At 37.2% G+C, this 12,310-nt stretch carries 8 protein-coding genes and 2 pseudogenes; 8 read left to right on the top strand and 2 right to left on the bottom strand.

Annotation, left to right across the window (positions count from 1 at the left end; all coding sequences use genetic code 11):
* Positions 1-422: 422 nt before the first annotated feature.
* Positions 423-1,109 (top strand): FadR/GntR family transcriptional regulator, encoded by a 687-nt coding sequence (locus ACYUCW_RS14985; protein WP_004249867.1) that lies wholly within the window; start codon positions 423-425, stop codon positions 1,107-1,109.
* A gap of 80 nt (positions 1,110-1,189) precedes the next feature.
* Positions 1,190-2,587, top strand: a pseudogene (gene mdtD / locus ACYUCW_RS14980) (multidrug transporter subunit MdtD).
* Between the two features lie 81 nt (positions 2,588-2,668).
* On the opposite strand, the gene rbsK reads toward mdtD, so the two are convergent.
* Positions 2,669-3,595: a ribokinase gene (rbsK, locus tag ACYUCW_RS14975; protein WP_460408920.1), complete on the bottom strand. Its 927-nt coding sequence runs from the start codon at positions 3,593-3,595 to the stop codon at positions 2,669-2,671.
* Positions 3,596-3,875: 280 nt separating this feature from the next.
* On the opposite strand from rbsK, the gene ravA reads away from it, so the two are divergent.
* Together ravA and viaA are read left to right on the top strand one after the other, a co-directional pair.
* A complete protein-coding gene (gene ravA / locus ACYUCW_RS14970; protein WP_004249869.1) occupies positions 3,876-5,375 on the top strand; it encodes an ATPase RavA in 1,500 nt (499 codons plus the stop codon).
* Positions 5,376-5,382: 7 nt separating this feature from the next.
* A pseudogene (viaA, locus tag ACYUCW_RS14965) lies at positions 5,383-6,841 on the top strand (ATPase RavA stimulator ViaA).
* Here viaA and asnA read toward each other — a convergent pair.
* Positions 6,842-7,834 (bottom strand): aspartate--ammonia ligase, encoded by a 993-nt coding sequence (gene asnA, locus ACYUCW_RS14960; RefSeq protein WP_004246604.1) that lies wholly within the window; start codon positions 7,832-7,834, stop codon positions 6,842-6,844.
* Positions 7,835-7,994: 160 nt separating this feature from the next.
* On the opposite strand from asnA, the gene asnC reads away from it, so the two are divergent.
* From asnC to rsmG, 4 genes are all read left to right on the top strand, one after another.
* On the top strand, positions 7,995-8,456 hold the full coding sequence (gene asnC / locus ACYUCW_RS14955) for a transcriptional regulator AsnC (RefSeq protein WP_004246603.1): 462 nt from the start codon (positions 7,995-7,997) through the stop codon (positions 8,454-8,456).
* A 100-nt stretch (positions 8,457-8,556) separates the two neighbouring features.
* On the top strand, positions 8,557-8,997 hold the full coding sequence (gene mioC, locus ACYUCW_RS14950; RefSeq protein ID WP_049210450.1) for an FMN-binding protein MioC: 441 nt from the start codon (positions 8,557-8,559) through the stop codon (positions 8,995-8,997).
* Between the two features lie 379 nt (positions 8,998-9,376).
* Positions 9,377-11,275: a tRNA uridine-5-carboxymethylaminomethyl(34) synthesis enzyme MnmG gene (gene mnmG / locus ACYUCW_RS14945; protein WP_004246600.1), complete on the top strand. Its 1,899-nt coding sequence runs from the start codon at positions 9,377-9,379 to the stop codon at positions 11,273-11,275.
* Positions 11,272-11,898, top strand: a complete 627-nt coding sequence (gene rsmG, locus ACYUCW_RS14940; RefSeq protein ID WP_460408918.1) for a 16S rRNA (guanine(527)-N(7))-methyltransferase RsmG — start codon at positions 11,272-11,274, stop codon at positions 11,896-11,898. The genes mnmG and rsmG overlap by 4 nt, the downstream gene beginning before the upstream one ends.
* Positions 11,899-12,310: the final 412 nt, after the last annotated feature.

The following is a 12,310-nucleotide window of genomic DNA, read 5'->3' as shown; positions in this document are numbered from 1 at the left end:
CAAGACTTGATACATCTAATTTTTTAGAAGATATCGTCTCTGCGAGTGCCCACACAGATTGTCTGATAATTTGTTAAAGAGCAGTGCAACTATCGCTGCCGTTTCCGGTCTTCTGCGTTGTTGCGAGGAGGCGTATATTACGCTATTCCTATGAAGAGTCAAGAGTTTTTTCAAACTTTTTTCTTTTCTCTTCCCTTTCCGTCGTTGCTGTTGTCAGCTCATCGTCGGTCAGTGGGTGCGCATTATAGGGGCTTCTCAGATTAGCGCAAGTATTTATTTCATTTTTTTTTCTGTTCGCTCTATTTTTCAACAAAACGAATGAAAATGCTCTAATTTTACACTGATAGATTAAAATCCAAACAGCTTTATTGCTATTACTCACGTAATATAGAAAGCAAATTATGGTAAAGGTAACTATTATTATGCAACTAAGCGAACAACGCTCAGCATCCCAAAAAAATCTTTCTTATATTGTTGCTGAAAAGCTAGGTAAACAAATACTTTCTGGATACTACGAACCTGAATCTTTATTACCTGGTGAGATAGAACTCGCTGAACTACTTTCAGTCAGTCGAACTGTTATTCGTGAAGCAATAAAAATGCTTGCTGGAAAAGGTATGTTACTACCTCGCCCAAGAATAGGTACTCGAGTTACTCCAATGCAAAATTGGAATCTATTAGATAATGATTTACTTAATTGGTGGATAGATAGCGGTGAATTTAATAAGGTGAGTCATTATTTCCATCATGTTCGTTTAGCAATAGAACCTCAAGCCTGTTATTTAGCTGCATTACATGCTTCAGAGACACAAAAAGAGTCGCTATTATTTCTAGCAACAGAAATGCAGCTACTCAAAGATAACTTTAACCGTCAGCATTGGTTAGATATTGATACACAATTTCACTATCTAATCTATCAAGCCAGTGGCAATCCATTTTTTGCTTCTTTTGGTTCTCTTTTTCTATCTGCCTACAAAAAATATTTTGATTTAATTGTTGGCAATGAAACAGTACAGCCTGAAACTCATAATCAAATTGTACAAGCGATTATAGAAGGAGATGGAAATAGAGCGCGTGATCTTTGTTTAATACTATTAATAAATGACTGAGTATTTTTAATACGATTTTATTGTCTTTTTGTTTATACTGGCTAATAAGCTAAATATAAAAGAAAGACGGTATCTGTTACATGTTAAAATCCGCCAAAAATATGTCAGGGTTGCCCTGGATCGCTGCAATGGCTTTTTTTATGCAGTCATTAGATGCGACTATATTAAATACGGCACTCCCTGATATAGCTAAAAGTCTTAATCACTCCCCTCTCGCCATGCAATCAGCCGTAATTAGCTATACTTTAACGGTAGCTTTATTAATTCCTGTAAGTGGATGGTTAGCTGATAGATTTGGGACTCGCAAGATTTTCATTATCGCCGTTTCACTCTTTTCTGGCGGTTCATTATTATGCGCACTTTCTCCTAACCTTGCTTTTTTGGTAATTTCGCGGGTTATACAAGGAATAGGTGGTGCAATGATGATGCCGGTTGCTCGTCTTGCTTTATTAAGAGCTTATCCTCGTAGCGAACTCCTTCCCATTCTTAACTTTGTCACCATGCCGGGGCTTGTGGGGCCAATTGCGGGTCCATTATTGGGAGGGATCCTTGTCACCTATGCTTCTTGGCATTGGATATTTATTATTAATATTCCTATTGGCTTACTTGGTATTTTTTACGCCATAAAACATATGCCTAATTTTACGATGCCAAAACGTAAATTTGACTTACTCGGTTTTATTTTCTTTGGTTTTGGTTTAGTCATGTTATCCGTCAGCCTCGATCTTTTTGGCGATAAAAACATCTCTCGATATATCCCTCTTGCGGTGATTTTAGGTGGCTTCTTTTTACTTGGTCTCTATATCAATCACGCTAAACGCCACCAGCAACCCTTAATACCATTAAATATATTCAAAACACGGACTTTCTCTGTCGGTATTGCGGGTAATATCGCAACGCGCTTAGGAACAGGATGCATTCCTTTCTTAATGCCACTGATGTTACAAGTAGGTTTTGGCTATCCTGCTATTATCTCAGGTATGATGATGGCACCAATGGCTTTGGGCTCTATACTCGCCAAATCCTTTGTGACAAAAGTCTTAGTGACATTTAGCTATCGCCGGACACTATTTGGAATAACCATTATTATAGGTCTGATGATTGCACAGTTTTCCTTACAATCACCTGATATGTCTATTTATTACCTAGTATTACCACTCTTTTTATTAGGTGTTGTCATGTCAATTTAGTTTACTTCGATGAATACTATTTCACTCGCTGACTTAACTGACAATAATGCCAGTTCAGGCAATAGTGTTTTAGCCGTCACTCAACAACTAGCGATTAGTTTTGGTATTGCAGTAAGTGCTTCTATCTTAAATTATTTTGATGCAGAAAATGCCGGCTCTACGGTAGATAACTTCCATTATACTTTTATTACTGTCGGCGCTATTACACTACTCTCTTCATTTGTCTTCTTATTACTTAATAAGCATGATGGTGATAACCTTACTAATAAGAAGAAAAATGAAAACTAATTAGTTGAGATATAAAAATAAAAGAGAGCCTATAGCTCTCTTTTATACGCCACTCTAAATAGCGATAATCTTATTTTTACGCTAGTCATGCTGCGACAAAAAAGCTTCAATTTCATGGCGCCAAGGTACTGACGGTTGTGCTCCTGCACGAGTAACAGCGATAGCGGCGGCTGCGTGCGCAAATTTAATCGCCTTCATCATTGGTAAACCTTCTAATAAAGCCGTTATAAAAGCGCCATTAAATGTATCTCCTGCAGCAATAGTATCTATTGCGGTCACTTTAAATGCCGGAACCATCGTTCCTTGATTGTTTTGACTAACCCAAACACCACGGCTACCCAAAGTAATTAAAACGGTTTCTATCCCTTTATCATGTAATATATTAGATACACGTTGAGCACTTTCATCATCAATAACTTTTACCCCCGTGAGGTATTCAGTTTCTGTTTCATTAGGTGTAATGATATCAACGAGAGATAATAATTCATCAGGTAAAGCCTGTGCTGGTGCTGGGTTTAATATAACTTGCACACTTTTTTGTTTAGCGACTTGAGCCGCTTTTAATACAGAATCTAGAGGTGATTCTAATTGCATAAGTAAAGCATCTGCTTTTTTAATCACCGAGTTATAACGTTCAACATATTCTCTGTTTAACCTTCCATTGGCTCCAGCGTGTATACCAATAACGTTTTCACCTTGCTGATTAACAAAAATCAACGCAACACCCGTGGCTTCATCATCAATTAATTCAATACAATCTGTATCTATTTTATCTGTGATCAGCTGAGCTTTAGCACTTTGACCAATATCGTCATTTCCAAGACAAGCTAAAAAGGTAATATTAGCACCACAACGCCCTGCAGCGACGGCTTGATTTGCACCTTTACCCCCAAAAACCATCTGATACTGATTACCGGAAATAGTTTCACCAGGATGCGGAAAATGAGCAACATTAAGAATATGATCGACATTAACACTACCTAAAATCACTAATTTCTTCGCTTCCATGATATTTCCTTACTATCAAGTGATAATGTTTTAATGCCATTAATTGATGACATGTCGTATTTTAAATCGATCATCTCAGCAACATTAATGAAAAAACGTGATCACCATCGAAACGTTTCGCCAGCAAAACAAAAAAGAACCAAAAGAAGCAGTAGGAAGCTGAATCGATTTTTGTTATAAACGAATTGTGTACTAATTGAATAATTGACTATATGTCATTACTCATTTTTTGATAGTTTCATCTCTATAACGAAAATAAGTACCCTAATTAGGAGCCTTTATGCAACTTGCAGAACGGATCTCACAACTTAGCCAATACCTTGAAACTGGGCTTTATGAACGTCAATCAGCGATACGGCTTTGCTTACTCGCGGCTTTAAGTGGAGAAAGCGTTTTTTTGCTAGGTCCTCCAGGTATTGCTAAAAGCTTAATTGCGAGAAGAATGAAAGAGGCATTTAAACACGCTAAAGCGTTTGAATATTTAATGACCCGTTTTTCAACACCTGAAGAAATTTTTGGTCCACTATCCATTCAAGCATTAAAAGATGAAGGAAAATACCAACGTTTAACCGAAGGTTATTTACCTGACGCCGAAATTGTTTTTCTTGATGAAATATGGAAAGCCGGTCCCGCTATTTTGAATACCTTATTAACGGCAATTAATGAACGTAAATTTCGCAATGGCGAAAACGAAGTAAGTATTCCCATGCGTTTGTTAGTTTCGGCTTCTAATGAACTACCTGATTCAGACAGCAGTCTTGAAGCGCTTTATGATCGAATGCTGATTAGAATTTGGTTATCAAAAGTACAAGATAAAAAAAACTTCCGGGCGTTATTAGTTAATAAAGAGGTCAGCGCTTTTCGTATTCCTGAACAACTACAAATTACAACAGACGAATTTTTACTTTGGCAAACAGAGTTAGAAAAAATTACTTTGAATGACCACTTATTCGAATTAATTTATCAACTTCGCGACTCACTCGATAAAAGTGATGCAGCACCTTATGTTTCAGACAGACGTTGGAAAAAAGCGGTTCGTCTATTACAGGCCAGTGCTTTTTTTAATGGTCGTAGTGCGATATCACCTTTAGATCTTATTCTGTTAAAAGATTGCCTTTGGCATGATCAAGCTTCTTTTGCGCTGCTAAATGACTTATTAAAAACACTATTAACAGAACAAGCATACCACCAGCTAACACTTTTACAGAAAATAGAAAATCTGTGGGCTGAATGGATGCAATCGACAAGAAGCAAACAAGATCAACAAGCATTTCGCTTTGAAAAACAAAGTAGTATGTTTGGTAGAAATATACATTTCAAATTATCAGAAAAAATGCAGTCTGATAAATTTACGCTGTTTTTACATATTCCACTGCATATACATAGTATTCAAGTTAACTTTATAACTGTTGAGAAAAAAGCATTAGAAACTTTCTTAGATAAAGGTGATGAACTCTCTGCCAGATTAAATGGTATTGGTTTCCCACAATCTATTAATGCACAAATTCGTCAAGATGGTGTCTTAGAGGTGTTGGATGTTAGTCGCCGAACAACGTCGTTATACCAACAGTCAGAAAGCATCAAAACAGAGCCTATTGAAGATAATCAACAATGGTTAGATAAATTAAAAGATCTCACCCAAGAGATTTATTCTGAACAAGAAAATTTTAATCATCATCAACCCAATATCTTTATTGATAATGATTGGCTCATTTCTATAGAACAAAGCTTTTTGCAATTGAATGAAAAATTATCTCAATTAAGAAGTCAAATAAAGTGACCATGCCATGCTAACACTTTCTACCATCGATATGCTTTTAGCGATAAACGAAGGACAGCTTATAGAAGAAGTGATTATCACTTTATTAGCTTCTCCTCAATTAGCTGTTTTTTTTGAAAAACATCCAAGATTAAAAAAAGCATTACTAAAAGACATTTATCAATGGAAAAAAAGCTTACAAGAAAAAGTGAAAGAAACACTGGTGCCGACCATCATCGCAGATGAATTTGCACTTTATCAGCAAACGCAATCATTATGTAATGCTGTTTTTAATCAGCAAGTGGACAATATTCTTACAGAACTAAATCAGCTTGATTCTTCATTTGTTATAGAAGCAACACAACTAATAAAAACAAATAAACCTTTTTCCCCAGCTCAACAAGCTCTATTTATTCAACGCTGGCGCATTAGTTTAATATTTCAAGTCACGACATTACATAAAGCACTGTTTGAACAAGAGCAAGAGCAGTTACTTGCAGAATTACAAGAACGCTTAGCATTAAGTGGCAGTTTAAGTAATACATTTTCTGAAAATGAACGGGCTGCAGGCCGTTTATGGGATATGAGCAAAGGCGTTATTACCAAAACCCCCTATGATGAGAAAATTATTCAACGTTATAGTGATTTTCTAAATCAACAACCTGAATTACATAAATTGGCCAGCTTACTGGGGCGAAGTAAAACGGCGAAATCGCTTCCTGAAGAGAGTGTGATTTTTGAATCAATAACAATCGTTGAAAAAGCACCGGATACCACGCCAGAACAAGTAAATGGTATAGGCTTAAGTGATGATATTTTACGTTTATTACCTGCTGAACTAGCTTTATTAGGCATAAATGAAGTTGAGTATGAGTTTTATCGTAAACTCATTGAAAAACAGCTCAATACTTATCGTTTACAGGGTGATAGTTGGCAGGAACGCACAGTATTACGCCCAGTCACTCATCACCTTGATGAAGAACGGCCAAGAGGCCCTTTTATCATTTGTATCGACACTTCTGGCTCTATGGGGGGGATTTAATGAGCAATGTGCTAAAGCCTTTGGTTTAGCACTAATGAAAATAGCACTAGCGGATAACCGTGCCTGTCATGTCATGCTGTTTTCAACAGAAATGATCCATTACCAATTATCTTCTTCTGATGGATTACAAGAACTTGTTAAATTTTTGAATCAAACATTTAGAGGTGGAACTGATTTAGCATCTTGTTTAAATGAGGTAGCAGATAAGCTTAATACCCCCACATGGAAAGACGCTGATGCTGTTGTTATTTCTGACTTTGTTGCCCAAAGGTTACCCGAAAACCTAATCAATAAAATCAAAAAAGTCCAACAGCAACAGCATAATCGCTTCCATGCGGTTACCCTATCCAATTATGGTAAACCCAGTATTATGAAAATTTTCGACCACATATGGCGTTTTGACACTGGGTTAAAAAGTCGATTACTACGACGTTGGCGTCAATAATTACAGCATATCCGCAAAAGCTAAACGGGTATCTTGTTGCCAAACGCCACATTGTACTTGTCCAATATGCTCTTTTTGCAAAAGTAGCATGACTAAACGTGATTGACCTATACCGCCACCAATTGTTTGTGGCATATCGCCATGCATTAATGCTTTGTGCCAATCTAACTCAAGACGTTGAGTATCATCAGTTAAAGTTAGCTGACGCATTAATGTCTCTGGATCAACGCGGATACCCATTGATGACACTTCAAAAGCATCTTGCAATACTGGGTTCCAAACTAAAATATCGCCGTTTAACCCAGCAAAGCCATCTTCGTTAGGTGTTGTCCAGTCATCATAATCTGGCGCTCTTACATCATGAGCTTCGCCACTTGATAGTTTTCCACCAATACCGATTAAGAAAACAGCACCATATTCTTTAGCTATCGCTTTTTCACGACCTTTAGCATCAAGATCAGGGTAGCGACGTAACAGTTCTTCAGTGTGAATAAATTGAATTTGATCTGGCAGGAACGGTGTCAGACCAAATTCATCGCTGACGGCTTTTTCAGTTTCTTTTATAGCCTGATAGATTTTACCCACTGTCTGCTTAAGGTAAGGTAGTGTACGCTCCTCACCTTCCATCACTTTTTCCCAATCCCACTGATCAACATAGACAGAATGGATTGGCGTTAAGCGATCTTCATCTGGTCTCAAGGCTTTCATATGTGTATAAAGACCTTGACCAGAACTAAATCCAAAACGACCTAATGTTTTACGTTTCCATTTTGCTAATGAATGGACAACTTCAAAGGTAGAATCAGGTAAAGATTTCACTTTAACCTGTACGGCCTTCTCATGACCAGATAAGTTATCTTGAGTTCCATCACCAAGGCGACTTAAGATCGGTCCTTGAACTTCAATCAGGCCTAATTCTTTTTCTAATAAACGTGAAAAATATGATTTAACAAAGCTAATTTGTTGTTGAGTCTGAATGAATGATTTTTCCATTTTTTATATCCCTAGTGGCGATGTTGTGTTTTGCTGAGATAGATTAAGCAACAAAAGCGGGGGTAAATTCAATATACTTCATTAAAAATAGCCTTGCCTATTTAAAATCGTTAAAAAAAACACTATAAAAATGAATTATCATTAAAAACAGGGGGATTTTATGGACAATATTTATCAGATCGATAATCTCGATCGTGACATACTTCACGCTTTAATGGCGAATGCTCGAACACCTTATGCTGAATTAGCTAAAAAATTTGCAGTAAGTCCGGGCACAATTCATGTTCGTGTTGAAAAAATGAAGCAAGCAGGAATTATTACGGGGACACGCGTAGATATAAGTGAAAAACAACTAGGGTTTGATGTTTGCTGCTTTATTGGCATCATTTTAAAAAGTGCCAAAGACTACCATACCGCATTAGATAAGCTAGATAAGTTAGATGAAGTGGTTGAGGTTTATTATACAACAGGTCAATACAGTATCTTTATTAAGGTAATGTGTAAAAGCATCGAAGCGCTTCAAGACGTACTTATCAACAAAATTCAGACTATTGATGAAATCCAATCGACAGAAACCTTGATCTCTTTGCAAAACCCGATAACAAGGACAATCAAGCCATAACGAAAAAAACCTATTTTTTTTTATAACCACATTATCCACAGGTAGATCCCAAGTGATTCACAGCGTACAATAGCGCGTCTTGAACATAAGGAGATCATGAATGAAAAAAGTCACGCTAATTAGTGGCAGCACCATGGGTAGTGCTGAATATGTCGCCGAACACCTCGAAGAGATCTTATCTAAAGAGGGATTTGAGACAGATCTACACCATGGGCCTTCTCTTAATGATCTTCCGCAAGAAGGGATCTGGTTGGTGATCACTTCCACACACGGTGCAGGTGAGATCCCAGATAACCTCCGGCCATTTGCTGACGAAATCTCAGCAGACGGCATTGATCTAAGTAAAGTTTCTTTCGGTGCTGTAGGTATAGGAAGTAGTGAATATGACACTTTCTGTGGTGCGATCAGAACATTAGATCAAAAACTAATAGAAAAAGGGGCTGTTCGATTAGGTGATCGCCTAGAAATAGATATACAAGAACACGACATTCCGGAAGATCCAGCAGAGGAATGGCTTACAACTTGGAAAAATTTACTTTAAATCGAACAAAAAAACAGCAGTCAGATGTGGATAACTATGCTTAAAAGCAGGGGTTAACCCGTAGTTATCCATTGTATAAGCCTATATCCAGAAATGACCTGTGTATAACTTGCTGTTTTGATCCCAGCTTATCAGCATCTAGATCACGGATCATTCACAGTATATGATCCTTTACACTTTTATGATCTTTAAATAGAAAATCCACTTATCCACAGAGGATCGCTTCCTTAATAAAAGATCTAATAAAGAGATCTTTAAATAAAAAGATCTTTAAATAATTACCTGCGGATCATGCTCACTTGTATCTGTCAAAAAGTTGAGTAGAATTCGTTTTCCCAATGCAACACATTCAGCATTTCGTAACATTTAAGGTTCACACATGTTTTATCCAGAACATTTTGACGTCATTGTCATCGGTGGTGGTCACGCCGGTACAGAAGCCGCTATGGCTGCAGCTCGTATGGGGCGTCAAACCCTATTACTGACCCACAATATTGATACTTTGGGCCAAATGTCTTGTAACCCAGCTATTGGTGGGATTGGTAAAGGGCATCTGGTAAAAGAGATCGATGCCATGGGTGGATTAATGGCCACAGCCATCGACCATGCTGGTATTCAATTTAGAACCCTTAATGCAAGTAAAGGGCCAGCAGTAAGAGCCACAAGAGCACAAGCCGATCGCGTACTGTATCGCCAAGCTATTCGCACAACACTTGAAAATCAGCCTAATTTAATGATCTTCCAACAACCAGTTGAAGATCTCATTGTTGAAAATGACCAAGTAACGGGTGCAGTCACTCGTATGGGATTAAAATTCCGTGCTAAAGCGGTAGTTTTAACCGTAGGAACTTTCCTTGATGGAAAAATCCACATTGGTTTAGAAAATTACAGTGGTGGCCGAGCAGGTGATCCACCATCAGTCTCTTTATCACATCGATTAAGAGAATTACCTTTACGTGTAGGTCGCTTAAAAACAGGTACACCACCTCGTATTGATGCAAGAACTATCGATTTTAGTCAATTAGCGCCACAGTTAGGCGATAATCCAATGCCTGTTTTCTCATTTTTAGGTAATGTGGATCAACATCCTGAACAGATGCCTTGCCATATTACTCATACTAATGAGCAAACACATGAAATAATTCGTAATAACCTTGATCGCAGTCCTATGTATGCCGGGGTTATTGAAGGTATCGGCCCTCGTTATTGTCCATCAATTGAAGATAAAGTGATGCGATTTGCTGATCGCAATTCACACCAAATCTTTTTAGAGCCTGAAGGCTTAACAAGCAATGAAATTTACCCTAATGGTATTTCAACAAGCTTACCTTTTGATGTTCAAATGCAAATAGTAAATTCCATGAAAGGTATGGAAAATGCCAAGATCATCCGACCTGGTTATGCGATAGAGTATGACTTTTTTGATCCCCGTGATCTTAAACAAACACTCGAAAGTAAGTTTATCAACGGATTATTCTTTGCCGGCCAAATTAATGGCACTACCGGTTATGAAGAAGCAGCAGCGCAAGGTCTATTAGCAGGTCTTAATGCGGCACGTTATGCTTTTGATCAAGAAGGTTGGTTCCCTCGTCGTGATCAAGCCTACATTGGTGTATTAGTTGATGATCTTTGTACCTTAGGTACGAAAGAGCCATACCGAATGTTTACTTCACGTGCTGAATATCGCTTGATGTTACGTGAAGACAATGCTGATTTACGTTTAACTGAAATTGGTCGTGAACTTGGTATGGTTGATGACAACCGTTGGGCGCAATTTAGTGAAAAAGTCGAATTAGTTGAAAAAGAGCGTCAACGTTTAAGAGATATTTGGGTTCATCCAAAAGCGGATAACCTAGAAGAAATCAATCAATTACTTAAAACGCCACTGTCTAAAGAGGCGAATGGGGAAGATTTATTACGTCGTCCTGAAATGACCTATGAGATTTTGAAAAAGATCCCTCGTTTTGCTCCTGGTATTGATGATTCGAGACCACAAGCGGCAGAGCAAGTTGAGATCCAAGTAAAATACGAAGGTTATATCAATCGTCAACAAGAAGAGATTGAAAAACAACTGCGTAATGAAAGTGCTGCATTGCCTATTGATATCGACTACAAACAGGTGAGTGGATTATCAAATGAAGTTATTGCCAAACTAAACGATCACAAGCCAACTTCAATAGGTCAGGCATCGCGGATCTCCGGTGTGACACCTGCAGCTATCTCAATTTTACTTGTTTGGTTAAAAAAACAAGGTTTATTACGCCGGAGTGCATCATGAGTGACTTACTTAATCGGTTAAAAAAGCTGGCAAAGCAAGCCAATATTGAGTTAACTGATGTTCAAGCTCAAAAATTAACCGCTTATGTTGCTATGCTCGATAAATGGAATAAAGCATATAATTTGACCTCTGTCAGAGATTCTCAACAGATGCTTATTCGTCATATCTTAGACAGCATAGTTGTGAGTCAATACCTTGAAGGAAACAACTTTATAGATGTCGGTACAGGGCCAGGATTGCCCGGTATTCCTTTAGCAATAATGCGTCCCGATCACCACTTTGTGTTACTTGATAGCTTAGGTAAACGCGTTCGTTTTATGAAACAAGTTCAGCATGAATTAGCTCTGCATAATATCGAACCTGTGCAATATCGAGTTGAAGAGTATCAAGTAGAAAAACCATTTGATGGTGTGATTAGTCGTGCTTTTGCCTCGATGAAAGATATGCTTTCTTGGTGTTCACATTTAGTCACTGAAGAACACGGGCGTTTTTATGCATTAAAAGGGCAGATTCATCAAGAAGAACTTGATGAGCTTTCTGAAAATGGTTTAAAGATGCCTGAAAAGGTGATTAATTTAGCGATCCCCGAATTGAATGAACAGCGTCATCTGGTTATTTTTTAAACTGTAGACGGCTATTCATCGGCTTCTTTTTTCATTTTTTGTGCTTTAGCGATAACATTTACAATGTTATCGCTATTTACTTTAAGGGATAAAATAGCGTCATTCCATATTTACCCATATTTTACAATTAAGTAACAAATAATTATCTTTTTATTTAATTGCCTGTATTCCCCTCATTTTTTTATTTTTCTTTCTAAAATAAATTAATAAATTTATGCATTCTCAAAAATATTTAATTTATTTAATTGAAAAATCATTAATTATTTTTCTTTTTGGCTGTTTTTGTTCATAAAAAGGCAGTTATTTGTTAACTCTATTATAATTTTTATGAAATAAAATTTATTTATATACTAATTTATGTGTTCTAGATCACATTATTTTTTCTGTTTATGCTGATTATTTTTGCGCTTTT

The sequence above is a fragment of the Proteus sp. MB838 genome (assembly GCF_054767435.1).
The sequence above is the reverse complement of the archived record's forward strand: the minus strand, read 5'-3'. Positions and strand labels throughout refer to the sequence as shown.

What these genes read in the sequence shown, in the direction of transcription:
- ACYUCW_RS14985 (WP_004249867.1), top strand. Translation starts at nt 423, where the DNA reads ATGCAACTAAGCGAACAACGCTCAGCATCCCAAAAAAATCTTTCTTAT.
- rbsK (WP_460408920.1), bottom strand. Translation starts at nt 3,595, where the DNA reads ATGGAAGCGAAGAAATTAGTGATTTTAGGTAGTGTTAATGTCGATCAT.
- ravA (WP_004249869.1), top strand. Translation starts at nt 3,876, where the DNA reads ATGCAACTTGCAGAACGGATCTCACAACTTAGCCAATACCTTGAAACT.
- asnA (WP_004246604.1), bottom strand. Translation starts at nt 7,834, where the DNA reads ATGGAAAAATCATTCATTCAGACTCAACAACAAATTAGCTTTGTTAAA.
- asnC (WP_004246603.1), top strand. Translation starts at nt 7,995, where the DNA reads ATGGACAATATTTATCAGATCGATAATCTCGATCGTGACATACTTCAC.
- mioC (WP_049210450.1), top strand. Translation starts at nt 8,557, where the DNA reads ATGAAAAAAGTCACGCTAATTAGTGGCAGCACCATGGGTAGTGCTGAA.
- mnmG (WP_004246600.1), top strand. Translation starts at nt 9,377, where the DNA reads ATGTTTTATCCAGAACATTTTGACGTCATTGTCATCGGTGGTGGTCAC.
- rsmG (WP_460408918.1), top strand. Translation starts at nt 11,272, where the DNA reads ATGAGTGACTTACTTAATCGGTTAAAAAAGCTGGCAAAGCAAGCCAAT.